This is a genomic window from Buttiauxella sp. JUb87 (assembly GCF_004361975.1).
In the GTDB taxonomy this organism is placed as follows: Bacteria; Pseudomonadota; Gammaproteobacteria; order Enterobacterales; family Enterobacteriaceae; genus Buttiauxella; species Buttiauxella ferragutiae.
The window spans coordinates 136,144-156,512 of record NZ_SNVY01000002.1; the positions used below are offsets into that span (position 1 = coordinate 136,144).

Below are 20,369 nucleotides of genomic sequence, written 5' to 3' on the forward strand. Positions count from 1 at the left end.
TCCGTTACACCTTTTCCACATTGACCAGGAACGCTTTAAATTCAGGCGTTTGCGTGTTGGCATCACCGACAAATGGCGTCAGGGTGTTAGCGATAAAGCCTTTCTTCGCCACACCTTCATAACCCCAGTGAATCGGAATACCGATGGTGTCCACTTTCTGACCATTCACATCTAGCTGGCGAATACGCTTGGTCACCACCGCTTTGGCTTTGATAAAGCCACGGTTGGAGGAGACTTTCACCGTGTCGCCGTGCGCGATACCGAGTGAATTCGCGAGCTTCTCGCCAATCTCGATAAACTGCTCTGGCTGCGCGATGGCGTTCAGTACCGCGTGTTTGGTCCAGTAGTGGAAATGCTCAGTCAGACGATACGTGGTGCCGACATACGGGAACTTGTCATGCTTGCCCATCGCTTCCAGGTCACCTTTGAACACGCGCGCCGCCGGGTTAGAAACCACGTTCGGGTGCAGCGGGTTGGTGCCAAGTGGCGTTTCAAACGGCTCGTAGTGTTCCGGGAACGGCCCTTCTGCCATCTTGTCGATAGCAAACAAGCGCCCTAAACCTTCCGGCTGCATGATGAACGGCCCAACGTCAGTACCCGGTGCGGCAGTGCTGTAGTCGGCAATATCTGCGCCGCTCCACTTCGCGCCATCCCAGGAAATCAGGCGGCGTTTTTCGTCCCACGGTTTACCCGCTGGATCGGCGGAAGCACGGTTATACAGAATGCGACGGTTAAGCGGCCACGCCCAGGCCCAGCCTAGCGTGTTACCCAAACCTGATGGGTCCGCGTTATCGCGGCGTGCCATCTGGTTGCCGTCTGGCGTCCAGCTACCGGCGAAGATCCAGCAGCCACTGGAAGTGGTGCCGTCATCGCGCAGTTGTGCAAACGAGCTGAGTTGCTGGCCTTTTTTCACCAGAACCGCACCAGTTGCCGGGTCGACCACGTCCTGCAACGCTTTACCGTTGCTTTCCATCGCCACTTCTTCCGGTGCTGGGTTGTCAGGAGTCTGGTAGTTCCAGCTCATGTTCAGCACTTGCTCAGGCAGCGCACCGCCTTCGCTCTGGTACATGTGGCGCAAACGGCTAAAGATACCCGCGAGGATTTCGCCGTCGTTCAGCGCTTCCCCTGGGGCGTCCGCACCTTTCCAGTGCCACTGCAACCAGCGGCCGGAGTTAACGATAGAACCGTTTTCTTCGGCAAAACAGGTGGATGGCAAGCGGAACACTTCGGTCTGGATTTTCGACGGATCAACGTCGTTCATCTCGCCGTGGTTCTGCCAGAAGTTCGAGGTTTCGGTGTTCAGCGGGTCGATGGTCACGAGGAATTTCAGCTTCGACAGTGACGCAATGACTTTGTTTTTGTTCGGGAACGAAGCAACAGGGTTAAAGCCCTGGCACAGGTAACCGTTCACCTTGCCCTGGTTCATCATCTCGAAATATTGCAGGACGTCGTAGCCCTTGTCCCACTTCGGCAACCAGTCATAACCCCAGCTGTTTTCTGCTGTGGCTTTGTCACCAAAGAAGGCTTTCATCATCGAAACGAAGAATTTCGGGTAGTTGCCCCAGTAGTTGACCTGGCCTTCCAGCAGCGGTTTCGGCGTGTTGGCGGCAAGATAAGTCTGGATGTCAGGCTGTTTCTCGTTCGGCAGCGTCATGTAGCCTGGCAGGCTTTGTGACAACAGGCCGAGATCCGTCAGACCCTGAATGTTGGAGTGCCCGCGCAGTGCATTCACGCCGCCGCCCGCCATCCCCATGTTGCCAAGCAGCAACTGAATCATCGCCATAGTACGAATGTTCTGCGCGCCCACGGAGTGTTGCGTCCAGCCCAGTGCATACAAGAACGACGCCGTTTTATTCCTGGCGCTGGTTTCTGCGATGTATTCACATACTTTCAGGAAATCATCTTTCGGGGTACCGCAAATATTGGAAACCACGTCTGGCGTGTAGCGGGAAACGTGCTCTTTGAGCAGGTTCCACACGCAGCGCGGATGAGTCAGCGTCAGGTCGCGTTTAGCGAAGCCTTTTTCGTCCAGCTCATAGTTCCAGGTGGTTTTATCGTATTTACGGTTTGCCGCGTCGTAGCCTGAGAACAGGCCGTCTTCGAAGCTGTAATCCTCACGCACAATCAGATTGGCGTTGGTGTAAGCCTCGACGTACTCGCGGTTAAATTTATTGTTGTTGATCAGGTACAGCAGTACGCCAGACAAGAAAGCGATGTCTGAGCCGGAGCGAATCGGGGTGTAGAAATCCGCCACCGAAGCGGTACGCGTAAAGCGCGGATCGATAACGATCAGCTTCGCGCCGTTGTGGATTTTGGCTTCCATCGCCCAGCGGAACCCAACTGGATGCGCTTCTGCCGCGTTTCCACCCATCACAATCACGAGATCGGCGTTCTTAATATCAACCCAGTGGTTGGTCATCGCACCGCGACCAAATGTTGGAGCAAGACTTGCTACCGTTGGTCCGTGTCAGACACGCGCCTGGTTATCCACGGCTAACATGCCGAGGGCGCGGGAAAATTTCTGGGTTAAATAACCGGTTTCGTTACTGGACGCTGATGCGCACAACATGCCAGTGGAGAGCCAACGGTTGACCGTGGTTCCCTGGGCGTTCTGCGCAATAAAGTTGGCGTCGCGGTCTGCTTTCATCAGTTTGGCGATACGGTCAAATGCCGTTTCCCAGCTGATTTGTTCCCACTTATCCGAGCCTGGTGCGCGGTAAGAAGGGAATTTTAGACGGCTTTCACTGTGGATGAAATCCACCAGACCTGCACCTTTCGGGCAGAGTGCACCGCGGTTTACCGGATGGTCCGGGTCGCCTTCAATATGGAAGATGGATGCTTTGGCATTTTTCGCGCCGTCACCGAGGCTGTACATCAATAGCCCACAACCGACGGAACAATATGTGCAGGTGTTACGGGTTTCACGTGTACGCAGCAGTTTATATTGCCGTGTTTCCGCGAGTGCAACACCTGGGGCAAAGCCCAGTGCCGCTGCCGTAGTCCCTGCCATACCGCCAGCACAGATCTTAAAGAACTGTCGTCTGCTGACCTGCATGGATGCTCCTTTTTTCGACATTTTTCACATGACTTATAAGTGTAATTTTTGCGGTTTAAGCCGCAAAGGTTCAAACTGGCAATAGCCCTTCATCCGGAAGGGATAGTGTTTCAAGAATACCACATTAGTTTTAAGGCTGTTCCAATCAGGTTAAGACAAAGTGAACAATCCCAACCCGAATCAAAGCAAAATTGTGAACGCCATCACTGGCGCACGGACGATAGATTTGTGGCAACGCCACGATTTACAGCAAGCCAAAGGCGACTGGCTGGCTGAAGAAATCCCGGTAGCACTGGTCTACAACGGTATTTCGCATGTCGTAATGATGGCATCCCCCAAAGATTTGGAACTCTTTGCATTAGGTTTTTCCTTATCAGAAGGAATTATAGAATCCCCTGCCGATATTTACGGAATGGATGTTATCGCGGTGTGCAATGGTCTGGAGGTACAAATAGAGCTTTCCAGCCGCCGTTTCATGGGGTTAAAAGAACGCCGTCGCTCTCTTGCCGGGCGCACCGGTTGCGGCGTCTGCGGCGTTGAACAGCTCAATGATATTGGCCGCCCGCTGTCCCCATTACCCTTCACACAAACTTTTGATTTGAATAAACTGGACGCGGCGTTAAACCAGATGCGCGACTACCAACCCGTTGGGCAACTCACCGGTTGTACGCATGCCGCACTTTGGCTTAATGAGAACGGCACGATTCTGGATGGCAAAGAAGATATTGGCCGCCATGTGGCGCTGGATAAACTGCTTGGGGTGCGAGCCCGCGAAAGCTGGAACACTGGCGCAGTGTTAGTCTCCAGCCGTGCCAGCTATGAAATGGTGCAAAAATCGGCCCAGTGCGGCGTCGAGATTTTGTTTGCTGTTTCTGCCGCCACCACGCTTGCGGTGGAAGTTGCCCATCATTGCAATTTGACGCTGGTCGGCTTTAGTAAACCAGGCCGCGCCACGGTTTATACCCATCCGCAGCGGCTGCGTTAAGGAGTTGTACATTCCGTTACTTACCGACACCAATCACTCACGGAAGGTATTTGTTTATTGGAATAGAGTTATTTCAACGGGCCAACCGGCCGCACATAAACAAATACGAGACTATCAAAATGAAAAAAGTATTAACTCTGATTGCTGTCGCTGTAATGGGTCTGTCTTCTGTTGCTTTCGCGGCTGATACCACCACAGCACCTGCTCCGGCAAAACACACTACTGTGCACCACAAAAAACACCATAAAGCAGCACCGGTAGCGCAGAAAGCGCAAGCAGCTAAAAAACACCACAAAAAAGCCACTCACACAGCAACACCAGCCGCTCCACAGAAAGCTCAGGCTGCCAAAAAGCACCACAAAAAAGCGGCTACCACAGTAGCGCCAGCGGCAAAACCAGCGGTTAAACCTGCTGCATAAGTCAGCCACACAATCCCTCTTCTCTAAAAACACTCGGCTTGCCGGGTGTTTTTTTCTTTGTTAGGGGGGAAGCGATTACGCCGTCCATCATTCACTCGTAATCGCACTCCATTTTTCCCGCAATCTGCCGATAACTTCTACAGGCGCCAGGGCGATTTTCCGCCAGGTTATCGAACAGAGGTTTAAATGGATAGTTTTCAAAAAGATATCGATGAAAGAGCTAACCTGGCGTTATCCAATAAATTTGAGCTGTTACTTTTCCGCTTAGGCGATGGCCAGCACGGTGGGAAATCTGAGTTGTATGGCATTAATGTTTTTAAGCTGCGTGAAATTGTACCGATGCCAAAAATTAACCGTGCAGCGGGAATGATGTCGCCGCTGTTGGGCATGGCAAATATTCGCGACCAGTTTATCCCGGTTATCGACCTGCCAGCCGTTACAGGCTGCACACCAAAAACCGGGCTGAATCTGTTACTGATAACCGAATATGCCCGCAGCACGCAGGCGTTTGCAGTAGAGTCGGTGGAAAATATTATCCGCCTCGACTGGAGCCAGGTTCACGCTGCCGAATCAGGCGTGAGCAGCCGTAACATCACCAGCATTGCCTCACTGGATAGCGACGAGCACAAAGGCGAACTGGCGCTGGTGCTCGATGTTGAACAGATCCTCTACGACATCATCCCTTCCGGGCGCAAAGTCGATATGGCGGCAATCGAAGGCAATACCAATCCGTTAAAACCCGGTGCCGTGGCGATTGTTGCCGAAGATTCCAAAGTCGCACGCCTGATGCTTGAGCAAGGGCTGAAAGGCATGGGCATTCCGGCAATGATGCACTCCACAGGGCTTGAAGCGTGGGAGAAAATCAAGGTTATCGCCGCAGAAGCTAAAGCCGCAGGCCAGCCCATCACCGACCGCATTGGCATGGTGTTAACCGATATTGAAATGCCGGAAATGGATGGTTTTACCCTGACGCGAAACATCAAAACAGATATCACGTTAAAGCACATTCCGGTGGTGATTCACTCGTCTTTATCCGGCAGCGCCAACGAAGACCACGTGCGCAAAGTGGGCGCGAACGGCTATGTGGCAAAGTTCGATGTGAAAGAGCTTTCACAGGTGATTAATAAAGCGCTGGAAGGGGCGGTGGTTTAGTTTGTCAGACCAAGGGCGGGTGGCACTCCCGTCTTTCCCCTCCTTAGTAAACTATTCCCTGGTTGATACGACAATCGTTAATTTTCTGTGTCTTTGGTTATGATACAAAGAAGTACTCACTGAAAATGCCGCTCAGTAAAACGCTGCGCTACCGCCACAGGAAAGGACAATGCCATGACGAATTCAGCAATCACTCCAGCCCCGGATGGTGAATTTATTTTTTTTCAGACATCTGATGGGAGAGTGCGGCTTGAGTGCCGGTTTGAATCTGAAACATTGTGGCTATCACAGGCAATGATTTGTGATCTCTATGGGAAAGCTAAGGCGACGATCAGCGAGCACATCAGCAATATTTTCAGTGAGGGTGAACTAGAAGAAAGTTCAGTTGTTCGGTTTTACCGAACAACTGCCGCAGATGGTAAAAACTACAATGTTCAATATTTTAGCCTGCCGTTAATTCTTGCCGTCGGCTATCGCGTTCGCTCAACGCGCGGCACTCAATTCCGCCAGTGGGCTACGCAGACTCTGCAAGAATATCTGATAAAAGGCTTCGTGATGGATGACGATCGCCTGAAAAACCCGCCAGTGGGTAAATCCGTCGTACCAGATTACTTCGACGATATGCTGGAACGCATTCGTGATATCCGCTCCAGCGAGCGGCGCGTCTATTTGCGGGTACTGGATATTTTTACCATGGCAGCGGACTATCAGCCTTCCAATAAAGAAACCACTCATTTCTTCCGCGTGATTCAAAACAAATTGCATTATGCCAGCACAGGTTTGACCGCTGGTGAACTTATCGCAAAGCGCGTGGATGCCAGCCAGCACAATATGGGGCTAACCAGTTTTAAATATGACGAAGTGCGCCGTACCGATGTCACGATTGCTAAAAACTACCTCAGTGAAACGGAAATTGACGAACTGAACCGTATTGTTTCAATGTGGCTGGACTTTGCTGAAGACCAGGCCAAGCGGCGTAAACAGGTATTCCTGCGCGACTGGCAGACCAAACTCGATCAATTCCTGGCATTTAATGACCGCGAAGTCCTACAGCATTCCGGCTCTGTCAGCAAAAAAGAAGCTGATGAGAAAGCGCATCAAACCTTTGAAGATTTTGCCCAACGTCGCCGTAGCCTGAAAGAAGCGGAAGGCGAGCGAGTGAATATTGAGATTTTGTATGCGACCGCCAGACAGGAAAAAAAAGATAGCTAAGCTGCTGGATGAGTTCTACTTCCCCACCCAGCTATTTTTAATTTTAAACATATCTGCGCGGTTGTAACTGCATGAAAAGTTAAAAGCTTTGCCATCTTCGAGTTTAGTCACACCAGAGACTTTCAGCATTGGCAACCCTTCAGAAATCGACAGTAAAGCGGCAAGTTCCTGATTAAACAAATCGCCTTCAATAACCGAGTTATAAAACTTTATTTTTTTGCCGGTGACTTCTTCGATGTATTGGTACAGCGAACCCTGTTCGAGCACATTAACGGGGATCGTGGGAATAACCTCGCAGTTAATCCATGAGTCTTCAACCAATACCGGAACGTCGTCGATTAAACGAACTCTGCGAATAAAGTGGACGGGCTGATTGGCTGGTATCTCCAGTTGCCCCGCTATCGTCTGTGGGGCCGGGATAAGATTATGCGAAATAAGCTGGCTGGAGATTTTCGCCTGCTGAGCCAATTCACGAGAAAAACCTAAAATCGAATCTCCGGTACCGTTGTTGAGCAAGTAGACGTTGTCTTCAATGACGTTGGTCACAAACATCCCTTTGCCATGAATGCGTTCGATAAACCCTTCTTGCTCAAGGACATTCATCGCCTTTTGCAGTGTGACTCGCGTGACGCCATACAACGCAGCAAGCTCTCTTTCCGAAGGGATTTTCTCACCAACCCGGTAGCGATGGCTGAGGATATCTTCCTGAATACTCTGTTTTATTTCTATATATCGCGCAGCCATAGGGATTCTTTTATTCGCGTTATCGTCGGGCCGTCAGTGTACCACTTCAGCCGAAAACTGCGCTTCCTGTGCTTCAACAGCCAACTGTTTGACTTCCATTATTCTAAAGAATGGATAGTAGATTATTGTCGAGATAATAATCATGCAGCCTGACCAAATGGCCGCCGGAATGTTCCCGCCCGTGGCGAAATAAGCATTCAGGATTGGCGGCATCGTCCAGGGAATTTGAAATACCGGCCTGCCGATAATGCCAAAATCCATCAGCAGATATGAACAGGTGCAAATCACCAGCGGTGCGACAATCAGCGGGAACATCATTATTGGGTTGAGCACCATCGGCACACCAAAAATAACCGGCTCGTTGATACAAAAAATGGAGGGGCCAAAAGAGACCCGACCAATAGATTCGTAGTAACGACTTTTAGACAGCAACATCGCCAGCACTAAGCCCATCGTTGCTCCCGAACCACCCGCGCAGATAAAGAAGTTATAAAAACCTTCGGCAGTAATATGTGGAACAGGCTGGCCGCTTAGATATGCCTGGGTATTTTCAGCAATAAATTTCAGGAAGATCGGGCTGGTGATACCGGAAAGCACATTCGTGCCATGTATACCGCAGCTCCATAATAACGAAATAAGCGCCACCAGAATTAACATGCCAGGCAGCGTATCCAGCCCGTGAACTAAAGGGCTAAGTAAAAGGGTGAAGAACGCATTGATATCAAAATTGAGAATCACACGCACAAACCAGACCAGAGAAAGGCAAACTACCGCTGGCACCAGGCTGATAAAAGATTGCAGTACGGCAGGAGGAACCCCTTCCGGCATACGGATATAGATTTTATGCGTGATAAAAAACCGCACAATATAGACCGTAAAAACCGACAGGATAATTGCCGAGAATAGCCCGGCAGTACCAAAGTTATCGACGTTAATTTTATAATGGCTATCAAGCTGTGCCAGAACAAAAACCGACACCGTAATACAGCAACAGCTTAAGCCATCGAGATGGTACTGCTTCGCGAGGTTATAACTGATGCCAATCGCGGCAACTAATCCGATAATTCCAAAAGTGGCCTGCACCGGAACACTGAGTTTATCGGCATACGTTCCAAGAAACTCGCTCCAGCCAGGAATAGGCAAATTAGCGATAATCAAAAACAGGCTGCCGGCAATAATAAACGGTAGCGTAAAGGCAATCCCGTTACGAGTGGCGACCAAAATAACATTATTGCCGACTTTCATTAAGACGGGAATAACTCTGTTTTCCAGAAAACTTTGCATGAAATATTCCTTTTAATAAGAGACTTATTCATCCATTGATGAGAGTGTACTGCGGTAAGAAATCGCGGTTTGCTGCCAGATAATCCTTAAGGATATTTTCTGCCACCGCAACGGATGGCACCAAAGGATGAGCCGCCAGCGCCAGCAAAGCGGTGTGAGTATTGCCGGTTATCGCCGCTTCAATAGTCAACTCTTCAAAGGCTTTAACGTTCTGGATTAACCCGCGAATGCGCGCAGGTAAACGCCCATAAGCTAACGGGCGCGCTCCCTGCTTATCAATGACCGCATTGGTTTCAATCACTGCATCATCCGGTAAATCAGGTGTGGTACCGCGATTGGCGGTGTTAACCACATGAACTTCTTTTTTATTGTTGTAGAGCGCGCTAATTATCGAGCAGGCGGTATCGGAATAATAAGCGCCACCACGGCTGGACAGTTCCGGTGGTTTTTCACAAAGTGCAGGGTTGCGGTAAATTTCAAACAGGGATTTTTCAATTTGTAGCGAGCATTCGCCACGCGTGCCACCTTTAGCCTGCTCTTCAAGTTCGTGTTCAACCATTTCTTTATTCAGATAGAAATACTTTAAATAGGTGAGTGGATAAAAATTCAGTGCGCGGATAAACTCAGGTGGCAAACCAATATCGGGAATGTTTTTTAGTTTATTGTCGCTCGCACCCTGCGCAAGTTTCTCAATAAAGTCAGCGGTGATATCTGCGCCATGCAGGGTGATGCGGTCGGCAAATATTAAATGGTTCAGCCCCATCACTCTGGCATCAATGGCTTCGCGTCCCACACCGTAGGTTTTCGCAATATCCATCATCATGCTGTTTGCACCGCTACAAATTCCCAGCGATTTAATTTTGCTGTGTTTCTCGATGGCTTCGGTGACAATTCCCGCCGGGTTGGTGAAGTTAAGCAACCATGCATTCGGGCAGAGCGTTTCCATCTCCTTGCATATTTCCAGCAAAACAGGAATGGTGCGCTGCGCTTTCATAAACCCGCCAGGCCCGGTGGTTTCCTGCCCGAGAACGCCATAACTCAGCGGGATTTTTTCATCCTGAATACGTGCCGCCAGTTGCCCGACGCGGATTTGCGTGGTGACAAAATCCGCATCGTTAAGCGCCTGCTGACGGTCGGTGGTAAGGTACACCGTCATGGGAATACCCGCTTTTTTCACCATGCGCTGAGCAAGTTGCCCGACGATTTCCAGCTTTTCACGCCCCGTTTCGATATCCACCAGCCAGAATTCGCTGACCGGAAGTTCGGCGTGTCTTTTAATAAATCCGTCGATCAGTTCTGGCGTGTAACCTGAACCACCGCCCAGCGTGACGATCTTTAATGGCTTCATGTTATGTTCCCTTTAAAATGAAACTGGCATACGCCAGTTAAAAAATAAAAGATATCACAACACTTCAGGGTAACTTTGGATGTTTGTCACATAAAAACAAGGGTTATAAGAAGTGTGAACGTTGCGAGAGCAGCCTTGTTTTTAGCAGTTCTAATTCCTAATTTTTAACATCCATTATCGTGATTAAAGTCACGGTTATTTTTCCATTTCAGTTCTATTTTCTTACTCCAAATTCGCGCTATAACTATGATTTAATTGTATTTATTTAAAATATAATTAGAGAGTGATTATTTACCCTGCTGAATGAGTCCATACTTCGTTGAAGGAATAACATCATGGTATCTGACGGCTTAATATCACCGTCGCCAGCAGCAGCCCGGCGATTGGATTTTCTGAAACTCAAACCATAAACAGGACGTTTATTACTATGGCTAGACCTGCAGCACGACAAACTCTGGATACAGCAGCTCATTCTGGGGTGATAAAGACAGGGAGCCCTAATGTCACCATTGGTGGCTTACCCGCAGCCCGGCAGGGCGATATATTTGTTTGTTTATTACACGGCCCTGGGCACATTGCCGAAGGTTCAAAAACAGTGACAATCAATGGCGTTCCGGCTGCCCGTATGGGAGACATTACCCGTTGTAAAGTTGAATCATTGCCTCCAGACAAAGGCAAAAAAACTTCGATATCTCACTTTCTCACGCCGGTTAAAAATGCGAATCAAGATGGAACAGTTAAAACCGAAAAACCAGATAGCATTGCCCTACGGATTTTAAGTATTTATTCGCTCCAATCAGATGAGTCCAATAATAATTCGTTCGACCAAGTTAAAATCGGCGTCACCACTACGGATTTTCAAATAAAAAACCATATTGGGGATAAGAATAATGGTTTCGATACTGCCGTGGGAGGCTCAGCTGGAAAAGTTGAAGGAACTGCGGGGCTGAATGACAAAGAGGGTGAATATGGTGCTGGAGCAAAAGGCAGAGTTACAGGGGTTTCGGGAAATGCACAGGTAAGTAGCGGCAAGGAAAACTCAGGGGATTATGCGGGCGCTAAATCGGAAGGTTCTGTGGGGTATGCTGATGGCAAAATTGAAGGGAGCATCATATACAAACCCGAAGATCAGAAATATGGTTTCGGGTTTGATGCGGGTGCAGAGGCTGCAATTGCGCATGGAGAGTTAGAAGGGGCTGTTGAAACAAAATATTTTGCATTCAAAGGCACTTTGGGAGGATCTGCGGGAAGTATAGGTGGTGGCGCTGGCCTTACCGTGATTCTTGATACTGATGATATGGTTTTAGAGATAAGAGCTACTGGAAAAATAGCCTTATTACTTGGATTGAAAGGCGATGCATCATTAAGAGCAGGAGATTATGATGATAACAGCCAAAAAAATTTATCAGGGGCTGTGTTGTCAGGATTATCGACAGTAATAATTGGTGGATAACATATGAGAAAAATCTTAAGAGTAGTTGGCGCATTTAAACCATTGGCAAATAATGTCGTTATTCGTTTTATAGTTGGATTTCCAGTGACGATTGGCACATTGCAACTTTCTGAATATTTTTATAAAAATAATTTTATTTTTTTATATAAATCTACATTTACGCTTGCCGTTTACTTATTTTATCAATTAATATTTCTTTCTTTAATAATGGGTATGACCGGTAGAATTTACACTTTCCATGAAACAAAAAACTCTGCAAACATTAATAAAAACCCATTAAAATTCGCAATTAAGCACAGAGATAAAATAGTCATGTTTTACAAGTTATTTTTTATTGTTGGCTCAGCATATGCACTTATCATGCTTTGGTTTTTTGAATAATTAATGGAATAATAATGAACAATAAGACTCAGTCAGCATACCTATTCCCCCAGAACGTTTCTTACTCTATCGAATACCAGAAAGAAAATTTTTGGCGTTGCGTTTACTCATCTACATCTTCAAAGGCTTTGCATTATAAAGTTGTGCTACCCCTCTATGTTAAACCTGTACTGACTAAGCCAACAGAAATTGAAGGTTTAGGTATCACTATGATTGGTTTATATCAAACAACCAAAGTGCAAGCAAAACCCTATCTGGAAGTTACGATTGCTTATGAAACCATAGAAAATGAGATTAATGGTAGTGACTGGCTTTACCATATCCTGGACTTAATGGGCGAAGTCATTATTGATAAAAGGGTATTTTTCGCGGAATCAGGTGAATATACAGATGTATTAACACAAAAAATGTACGATTCTGAAAACATGATTTCTCGCTTTCGAGTGATTAAAGACTCCGGTATGGAAGCTGAGGGGGCGAATTTCTTTTTAATTAAAGCAACGTGCCATAAAGAAAACTATGTGGTGCTGAATGAAGATATATTACAAAGCATAGCTTGGTTTACTCTGATTAATGAAAATGAGTGGAAAATGGCTGAATCCCTCAAAAGCATCAATGCCGATAACCCTGAGAAATTTTCCTTTTACTATCCTGTCTCTTGGTCTGTAAAGCAGGCAGAAGACTCTATACTCGGTTTAAGCCACTATACTCTCGCTCATATTATTGGACATAAGAAAAAGAACATGATCAATCTATTTTTCATGGTCCCCGGTAAAGAAGTAACAGCACAATTTATTAGTGACACTATGTTTAAGCGACTGGAGGATATTTTTCATATAGGATCACCGACACTTAAAAATGTAATGAATAAACGCAATGTTAAACTGGATCAACTATGGACTGCTCAAATCGAAATTAATAATGAAGATAAGAAAATCCGCAATTTACTGACTCTCTACGTAGGCTGCACCGAGTCACTATGGTTTTATTTTGAACTCATATCCCCACATCCAGACCAAAGCTTCTATGATTGGGCAGTGAACAAGCGAGCACTTGAGATCATTCTTAACTCACTAAATAACTTTGACTCAGAATTTAATAATATTGGCTAATTATGAAGGTCAGCACTACCTCATTTGACGGACTGAGATAGTGCTGAAGAATTATGCCAAGGATATTAGCTACATGACCGTTGCCCTACTCCAGATAAAACACCTCTTTCAGCTCCGCACTGACCGGGCTGTTATCCGGGTTGCTCGGCATAATCTCGCTCATGTGCTTCCACCAGCGTTGGCAAACTTCGGTTTGGGCAACCGCGTTCCAGCGGGCTTCTGACTCAATTTCTACCGTGGCAAAAAGTAGATGGCGTTCAGCATCAAGATAGATAGCGTAGTGATGAGCACCGTGCTGTTTAAGTACCGCTTCCAGCTCAGGCCAAATCGGCGTATGGCGACGCTGATATTCTTCATGGGCATCGGGATTCACCTGCATAACAAAAGCTTTGCGGATCATAATGCCTCCAGGTACAGCTCGCGGACTTCCTCACGCGTGGCAACGCGTGGATTGCATGGCGCGCATGGATCAGCCAGCGCGTTGTCCAGCCAGCCTTCGATGTCTGCGGTTTGAATACCAAGCTGGCTAAAACCAGATGGGATGCCGACACGTGTGGAAAGCGCACGAATCGCCAGAATAGCCTCAAAGCTGGCTTCTTCTTCTTCCATATCCTGAGTATTCACGCCCATTGCTGCGGCGACTTTCGCAAAACGTGCAACGGCTTTCGGGCGGTTAAAGGCTTCGATTACCGGCAACAAAATTGCGTTGCAAACCCCGTGTGGCAGGTTGTGCGTGGCACCCGGCTGGTGTGCTAGCGCATGCACCAGGCCAAGACCGGCACTGTTGAACGCCATACCTGCCAGATATTGGCCGTAAGCCATCATTTCACGCGCTTCAAGGTTTTGTCCCTCGTCGACCGCTTTTGGCAACCACTGGCTAATCAGGCGGATAGCCTCCAGCGCATTGGCGTCGGTGAGCGGATGAGCGGCGACAGAAACGTAAGCTTCGATGGCGTGAGTCAACGCATCCATACCCGTTGCGGCAGTGACGCTCGCCGGGATATCGAGCATGACGCTGGCGTCATCGACGGCGATGTCCGGAATCAGGTTAGTGTCGATAATGACTTCTTTTACATGGCGCACGGAATCGATAATTACCGCATTGCTGGTCATCTCTGCCGCAGTTCCCGCAGTGGTGTTAATCGCCACTAGCGGCACGCCAGGATTAGTCACTTTGCCCACGCCGGAATACGCGGTTGATGGGCCTGGGTTTGCGGTCAGGATTTTCACCGCTTTGGCGGTATCAATCGGGCTGCCGCCACCAAAGGCAATCAGGTAATCGCAACCTGCGGCCTGATACGCCGCAAAGCCTTTTTGCACCAGTTCTTCGGTCGGGTTCGGGAAAACTTCGTCGAACAGTTCGTAAGAAAGCTGATGTTCGTCGAGCGCGCTAAACAGGCTTTCGAGCAAGCCCATTTTCACCAGTTGCCCGTCGGTGATGATTAACGCTTTGCCCCAGGGTTTAGCGGCAATCAATTTCACCATATCGCCGATAGCGCCCGCGCCGTGAAGGCTGATTTTTGGTAAGGCCAACATAAAGCTCATAGCTATTCTCCATAATATTGATGTTTTAAAAATCCATATCCTCACCCCGGCCCTCTCCCCCAGGAGAGGGGGGAAACCAGAGCGGGAAAAAATCAAACTCGCCGACGCCCTAAAAAACGCCGGGTAATAATGGGCAGTGAAATCACCACTATCAGCATCGAGCCGACAATAATCGACATCACGATACCTGGCACATTCAACAGGCTCAGGCCGAACGTCACCAGCCCCATCAGGAATGCGGCGATAATCACCCCCGCCATGCTCCCCGAACCGCCCAGAATATTGACGCCTCCGAGCACAGCCATGGTGACCACGCTTAACTCCCAACCTATTGCGATGGTCGGGCGCGTGCTCCCGAGGCGTGAGGTCAACAACACTGACGCCAGCCCCGCCATCACACCAACCAGCACGAACAGCATCAGGTTGTGGCGTTTCACGTTGATACCGGAATACCAAGCACCCGTCGGGTTATTGCCGATGGCGTAAGTCCGGCGGCCAAAGTTGGTTTTGTGCAGCAAGAAAGCGAACACCGCCGCCAGCACTATGAACAAGGCAAATTCAAACGACAGCGCCCCCCAGACATAACCCTGGCCAAACCATGCAAAACTTTCCGGGTACTTATTTAGCGCCTGATCACCCAGCAATATGTAGGTAATGCCGCGGTACAAACTCATGGTGCCGATGGTGATAACAATCGACGAAAGGTTGAACCGCGTAACCAACAAGCCGTTGAACAAACCGCACAACAATCCGACGCCAAGCCCGATGCACACCAGCCCAGCGGTATCGACGCCTGCCTGAGCGCAAAAGCCCATTGCCGTCGAGCTAAGCGCAATAGTCGACGCTACCGACAGGTCAATTTCACGGGCAATAATCAGCATCGCCATCGGCAGCACGATGATCGCCTTTTCCGTGAAGTTGAAAGTGGCGTCCGACAGGTTCCAGATGTTGAGGAAATATGGCGAAGCCAGCGCGTTGGCGATAAATACAGCCAGCGTCACCGTCAGCAAAAATGTCTCCCAGCACAGCAAGCGGCGCAATAGTGATGCGGACACCGCCTGCGATGGTACAGATTCAGAGATCAGCGTTTTATTCATGACTCACTCCCGGAGCTTGCCGCGCAAGCACTGCGTCGCGCAAAATCAGCCGCCCTTTGCGTTTATTGCCGCGTTCGTTGAGCAACACCGCAATCACAATCACCGCGCCTGAAATCGCCATTTGCCAGAACGGCGAGACGCCAATCACCGGCAGCGCGTTGTTGATAACACCAAGGAACAGAGCGCCCAGTAAGCAACCGAGCACGCGCCCGATACCGCCCATGGTGCTGATCCCGCCAATCACACAGGCCGCTACGATTTGCAGTTCAAAACCGTTCGCCACGTCGACATACGCCACAGCAAAACGAGAAATCCACAAATAGCCGCAGAAACCTGCCAGCGCGCCCGAAAGGCTGAAACTGATGAACTGCATTTTTCCGGCGTTGATACCGGTGTAATACGCGGCGGTAGCGTTGCCGCCTGCGGTATACATCGCCCGGCCAGTGCGGCTGTAACGCAAAAAATAGCCGACCAACAACAATGCTGCGACCGCACACCAACTCAGCAACGGCATTCCCAAAATCACCGCACGCGGCAACCCGAGGAAATCGCTACTCATCTGGTGGGCGTTTATCCAGCCACCATTCGAAAGCAGGAAAATAATGCCGCGATAAATACTCATGGTGCCAAGCGTGACGACAATCGCCGGAATACCGAGCTTCCAGACCAACAAACCGTTGATTACGCCCATCAGCAAGCCCAGAACGGTTGCCAGCGAAAGCAGCGCCCAGACGGGAATTTGCGGATAGTGGAAGTTGAGTAACGCGACAATCATGCCGGTAAGCGCCAGGTTTGCCGCCATCGACAAATCAATACCTTTGGTGAGCAACACCATCATCTGGCCGAGGGCGAGAATGATAAGAATCGAGGTGTCGTTGAACATCTCCACCAGGTTGCCAGGTGCGAGGAACGACGGCGCACGGCTGCCAATACCCAGTACCATCAACAGGATGACGCCCGCGAGGAGAAATTCACGATGTTTGAGCAGGGTTTGCCACATTATGCTGCCTCCTCATGCGAGCCGCTGGCGGCGCTGACGATCATTTCCGCACTGGCTTCACCTGCGCGATATTCGGCAACCATTAGCCCTTCATGCATCACGATAATGCGGTCGGCCATGCCCATCACTTCCGGCAATTCGGACGACACCATAATCACCGCCAGGCCGTGACCCACCAGCTCAGACATAAACTGATGCACCGCAGCTTTGGAGCCGATATCGATGCCTTTAGTCGGCTCATCGAGAATGATCACCTCTGGCTGAGTCGCCAACCATTTACCGATTACCACTTTTTGCTGATTACCGCCGGATAGCGTTTCAACCGGTTGTTTCCAGCTAAAAGCTTTGACCTGCAAGCGTTTGGCGTATTCATCGGCCAGCGCCCATTCTCGCGCATCGTTGAGTACACCACGCGGGTTGAGGCGGCTCAGTTGTGGCAAGCTGATGTTTTGGTAGATAGGCAGTTCAATGATGGCACCCTGCTTCTGGCGCTCTTCCGGCACACAGACAATCCCGGCTTTGATGGCATCCGCAGGCTGGCGGAATTGCATCGGCTGACCGTTCAGCAAGATTTCACCATGCGATGGCCGCGACACGCCTGATAATGCCTGCATCAGTTCGGTCCGCCCGGCACCCACTAAGCCGTAGAAACCGAGGATTTCCCCTTTGCGTAACTGGAAATTGATATGGGCAAATTCAGTTGGATGGCAGAGATCGTTGACCTCCAGCACCACATCGCCAAGTTCGCAGTGCACTTTCGGGAAAGCGTGAGTGATTTCACGCCCAACCATCATGGTGACCATGCGCTCTTCGGTTATCTCATTGATTTGCCCGGAACTGATATACACCCCGTCGCGCAGAATGGTGTAGTGATCGGCGATGGCAAAAATCTCGTCGAATTTGTGCGAGATAAACAGAATCGCTTTGCCTTCGCGTTTCAGGCGCTCAACGATTTGATAAAACTCGACAATTTCATGCTGCGACAGCGCGGCGGTTGGTTCGTCGAGAATGACGACCTGTGCCTCAAACGACAATGCGCGCGCAATCGCCACCATATGACGTTGAGCAATACTGAGAGTTTTGAGAGTAGCGCGAGGGTTAATCTGGACTTCAAGACGGGTAAGGATTTCTTCAGCCTGTTGGTGCATCGCGGGCCAATCGAGTTTTTTGAAGAAACCACGATAAATATAGTGGCCGACAAAAATGTTTTCAGTGACGGTCAGTTCATCAAACAGCACCGTTTCCTGGTGAATTGCTGTGATACCGACTTTATGTGCCGCTTCTGGGTTTGGCAGCGTAATCGGGATCGCTTTATATAACAGTTCGCCTTCTTCTGGCTGGTAAATCCCGGTCATGACTTTCACCAGGGTGGATTTACCGGCACCGTTTTCCCCGATGAGCGCCGTAACCTTTCCCGGCCACAAATCGAGGTGGACATTTTCGAGCGCGCGAACGCCGGGGAAGACTTTAGTGATCCCCTTGAGGGATAGCAGTGGTGTCGTGAGTGCCATGGTTAAGTTCTCCGTTGATTCTGGTTGCCCTCACCCCGGCCCTCTCCCCCAGGAGAGGGAGAACACCGATCGGTCCCCTCTCCCTCAGGAAGAGGGAGAAAACCTTGGTCGGTCCCCTCGCCCTCAGGGAGAGGGTTAGGGTGAGGGTGGCTTCTAAAACCTAAATCAGAAGATTTTGGAGAATTTATCGATGTTGCTGGCATCGTAAACAAACGGCTCAGCCATCGCGCCGTTGCCATCCGCATCCAGCTTCACTTTGCCCAATTTACCCATGCTAGCTTCCTCTTTCGTCGCCGTACCTTTGACTAAATCGTCTGCCAGGTAAGTGGCGGCGTAGCCGAGATCGATTGGGTTCCAGATGGCAAAACTTTTCGAGGCACCTGATTTCACGGCACCCGCCATTTCAGACGGCAAGCCAAGGCCGGTCACGTAGACTTTGCCGATTTTGCCCTGGTCTTTCACCGCTTGTGCTGCGGCAACAATTCCGACGGAAGACGGCGAAACGATCACTTTTAAATCAGGATAAGATTTCAGCAGACCGACCGTTTCACGGTAGCTTTTATCGGAAAGATCGTCGCCATAGGCCACGGTGACCAGATTGATAGACGGGTACTTCGGCAGTACCTTTTTCATCTCTTCAATCCAGATATTCTGGTTAGTTGAGGTCGGCGTGGCGCTCAGTATCGCGACATCACCTTTTTCGACGTTCATCGCTTTTAACGCATCTGCGGCCAGTTTGACGTTGGTTTCGCCAATCAATGCGTTATTAGAAGGGTTCAGGTGAATCTGGCGGCCATCTTTTGCCACACCGGAATCCCATGAAACGACTTTAATGCCACGCTGCATGGCCTTTTTCAGCACCGGAACCAGCGCGTCTGGGTCATTAGCAGAAATAGCAATGGCATCAACACCTTGAGCGATCAAGCCGTTGAGAACTTCAATTTGTGCTTCAGCTGTGGTGGTGGTTGGGCCGGTATAAATAACTTTAACGTCCCCCAACTCTTTGGCGGCTTCCTGCGCCCCGACGTTTGCTGCTTCAAAGAAACCATTACCAAGCGATTTCGCCACCAGCGCGATTTTCACTTCAGCAAGGGCAGAACCAGAGAGTGCTAGTGCGACAACGGTAAGCGTACAACCTAATATTGCTTTAGTTTTCATTGCTTGTACTCCGATGTTTGTAGGGTTTGCAGGTATTTTTATTTTTTTAAGGCGGATGGCATCAGCTCACCCGCCCCAATATTGCTGTTTACAACTCTAAAGCACTTGCTAATGGGGTGACGCCAAAACGCTTACCGAGCGCGATAAGTTCATCGCGAGAGATGGTTTGTTTCATGCCACCCATCGAAATAACTTTTACCAACACTTCAGCAGACTTCTCAGCGGTATCAATAAGACCAAACGCTTCATCAAGCGTTGGGCCGCTACCGAATACCCCGTGGAACGGCCACAGAACCAGCGAGTGTTTTGCCATCTCGTCAGCTGTCGCATTTCCAATTTCATCGGTGCCTGGCACCATCCACGGCAGAATGCCAACGCCGTCCGGGAACACCACCAGACATTCGGTGCTGCCTTCCCACAATTTGCGAGTGATGACTTCGGTGGTGTTTTCCAGCACGTAGGTCAGGGCAATCAGGTTGGTGGCATGACAGTGCATGATCACGCGATCTTTACCACCGGTGGTTTTGATGCGTACGCTGTGTGACTGGAAGTGTGCCGCCAGTTCAGACGTTGGCACCGCTTCGTTTTCCAGCCCCCACAAAATGTGGTAGCCAGTTCCGCGGTTGTCCACTTTCACCACGCCAATATTTGCCGCTGGATCCAGTTGTACGTTGCGGAAGAATTTGCCAGAGCCAGTGACGATAAACGGCGTATTCGCCAGTTCAGGCATCGGCTGGCTTAAGGCGATGTAACGAGGTGCGGCGTGGAAATCAGCCTGGAATGGCGTGATGTCCGCTTCATCCAGACGCATGGTGATGTTGCCGCCATTGCGCTCATCCCAGCCTTTCAGCCAGGCATCACTTGTTGCTTTGATCATGCCTTCTACAAACCAGGCTTTGAGGATGTTCTGCAT

At 49.6% G+C, this 20,369-nt stretch carries 17 protein-coding genes and 1 pseudogene; 7 read left to right on the forward strand and 11 right to left on the reverse strand.

Going from position 1 to position 20,369, the window contains the following annotated elements; all coding sequences use genetic code 11:
* Nucleotides 1–4 precede the first annotated feature (4 nt).
* Entirely contained in the window at nucleotides 5–3,055 is a 3,051-nt protein-coding gene (gene fdnG, locus EC843_RS09020; protein ID WP_133522112.1) for a formate dehydrogenase-N subunit alpha, read from the reverse strand.
* 160 nt (nucleotides 3,056–3,215) lie between these two features.
* Between fdnG and fdhD the strand changes: the two genes are divergently transcribed.
* The 4 genes and pseudogenes from fdhD (at nucleotide 3,216) to rhuM (ending at nucleotide 6,823) form a co-directional block, all read left to right on the forward strand.
* Complete coding sequence (gene fdhD, locus EC843_RS09025) at nucleotides 3,216–4,040, forward strand: formate dehydrogenase accessory sulfurtransferase FdhD (RefSeq protein WP_064542682.1); 825 nt, start codon at nucleotides 3,216–3,218, stop codon at nucleotides 4,038–4,040.
* A 119-nt stretch (nucleotides 4,041–4,159) separates the two neighbouring features.
* A pseudogene (asr, locus tag EC843_RS09030) lies at nucleotides 4,160–4,411 on the forward strand (acid resistance repetitive basic protein Asr); the annotation flags it as partial.
* A 234-nt stretch (nucleotides 4,412–4,645) separates the two neighbouring features.
* Entirely contained in the window at nucleotides 4,646–5,611 is a 966-nt protein-coding gene (locus EC843_RS09035) for a chemotaxis protein (protein WP_064542676.1), read from the forward strand.
* Between the two features lie 174 nt (nucleotides 5,612–5,785).
* On the forward strand, nucleotides 5,786–6,823 hold the full coding sequence (rhuM, locus tag EC843_RS09040) for a RhuM family protein (RefSeq protein ID WP_133522114.1): 1,038 nt from the start codon (nucleotides 5,786–5,788) through the stop codon (nucleotides 6,821–6,823).
* A gap of 15 nt (nucleotides 6,824–6,838) precedes the next feature.
* Here the strand turns inward: rhuM and EC843_RS09045 are convergent, their stop codons facing one another.
* The 3 genes from EC843_RS09045 to EC843_RS09055 are packed head-to-tail and all read right to left on the reverse strand — an operon-like array spanning nucleotide 6,839 to nucleotide 10,199.
* Complete coding sequence (locus EC843_RS09045) at nucleotides 6,839–7,567, reverse strand: GntR family transcriptional regulator (protein ID WP_133522115.1); 729 nt, start codon at nucleotides 7,565–7,567, stop codon at nucleotides 6,839–6,841.
* A 33-nt stretch (nucleotides 7,568–7,600) separates the two neighbouring features.
* Nucleotides 7,601–8,851 (reverse strand): PTS transporter subunit EIIC, encoded by a 1,251-nt coding sequence (locus EC843_RS09050; protein WP_133522116.1) that lies wholly within the window; start codon nucleotides 8,849–8,851, stop codon nucleotides 7,601–7,603.
* Nucleotides 8,852–8,879: 28 nt separating this feature from the next.
* Nucleotides 8,880–10,199, reverse strand: coding sequence for a 6-phospho-beta-glucosidase (locus EC843_RS09055; protein ID WP_133522117.1), 1,320 nt, complete (start codon nucleotides 10,197–10,199; stop codon nucleotides 8,880–8,882).
* 427 nt (nucleotides 10,200–10,626) lie between these two features.
* Between EC843_RS09055 and EC843_RS09060 the strand changes: the two genes are divergently transcribed.
* Genes EC843_RS09060 through EC843_RS09070 form a run of 3 tightly spaced genes read left to right on the forward strand, consistent with a single transcriptional unit; the run spans nucleotide 10,627 to nucleotide 13,145 of the window.
* Nucleotides 10,627–11,652, forward strand: a complete 1,026-nt coding sequence (locus EC843_RS09060; protein ID WP_133522118.1) for a PAAR domain-containing protein — start codon at nucleotides 10,627–10,629, stop codon at nucleotides 11,650–11,652.
* 3 nt (nucleotides 11,653–11,655) lie between these two features.
* Nucleotides 11,656–12,033 carry a hypothetical protein gene (locus tag EC843_RS09065; protein ID WP_133522119.1) on the forward strand — a complete coding sequence of 126 codons (378 nt, stop codon included), beginning with the start codon at nucleotides 11,656–11,658 and terminating at the stop codon, nucleotides 12,031–12,033.
* A 14-nt stretch (nucleotides 12,034–12,047) separates the two neighbouring features.
* Nucleotides 12,048–13,145 (forward strand): hypothetical protein, encoded by a 1,098-nt coding sequence (locus tag EC843_RS09070; protein ID WP_133522120.1) that lies wholly within the window; start codon nucleotides 12,048–12,050, stop codon nucleotides 13,143–13,145.
* 85 nt (nucleotides 13,146–13,230) lie between these two features.
* Here the strand turns inward: EC843_RS09070 and rhaM are convergent, their stop codons facing one another.
* The 7 genes from rhaM to rhaD form a co-directional block, all read right to left on the reverse strand.
* Nucleotides 13,231–13,545 carry an L-rhamnose mutarotase gene (gene rhaM, locus EC843_RS09075; RefSeq protein WP_064542667.1) on the reverse strand — a complete coding sequence of 105 codons (315 nt, stop codon included), beginning with the start codon at nucleotides 13,543–13,545 and terminating at the stop codon, nucleotides 13,231–13,233.
* Nucleotides 13,542–14,690, reverse strand: coding sequence for a lactaldehyde reductase (gene fucO, locus EC843_RS09080; RefSeq protein WP_064542664.1), 1,149 nt, complete (start codon nucleotides 14,688–14,690; stop codon nucleotides 13,542–13,544). The genes rhaM and fucO overlap by 4 nt, the downstream gene beginning before the upstream one ends.
* 92 nt (nucleotides 14,691–14,782) lie before the next feature.
* A complete protein-coding gene (locus EC843_RS09085; protein WP_133522121.1) occupies nucleotides 14,783–15,787 on the reverse strand; it encodes an ABC transporter permease in 1,005 nt (334 codons plus the stop codon).
* Nucleotides 15,780–16,787, reverse strand: coding sequence for an ABC transporter permease (locus EC843_RS09090; protein WP_133522122.1), 1,008 nt, complete (start codon nucleotides 16,785–16,787; stop codon nucleotides 15,780–15,782). The genes EC843_RS09085 and EC843_RS09090 overlap by 8 nt, the downstream gene beginning before the upstream one ends.
* The gene (locus EC843_RS09095) at nucleotides 16,787–18,298 is read right to left on the reverse strand and encodes a sugar ABC transporter ATP-binding protein (RefSeq protein ID WP_064542655.1); all 1,512 of its coding nucleotides are present in this window, start codon (nucleotides 18,296–18,298) and stop codon (nucleotides 16,787–16,789) included. Before EC843_RS09095 ends, EC843_RS09090 begins: the two co-directional genes overlap by 1 nt.
* Before the next feature lie 165 nt (nucleotides 18,299–18,463).
* Complete coding sequence (gene rhaS, locus EC843_RS09100; protein WP_064542652.1) at nucleotides 18,464–19,456, reverse strand: rhamnose ABC transporter substrate-binding protein; 993 nt, start codon at nucleotides 19,454–19,456, stop codon at nucleotides 18,464–18,466.
* Between the two features lie 88 nt (nucleotides 19,457–19,544).
* On the reverse strand, nucleotides 19,545–20,369 hold the full coding sequence (gene rhaD / locus EC843_RS09105) for a rhamnulose-1-phosphate aldolase (protein ID WP_064542649.1): 825 nt from the start codon (nucleotides 20,367–20,369) through the stop codon (nucleotides 19,545–19,547).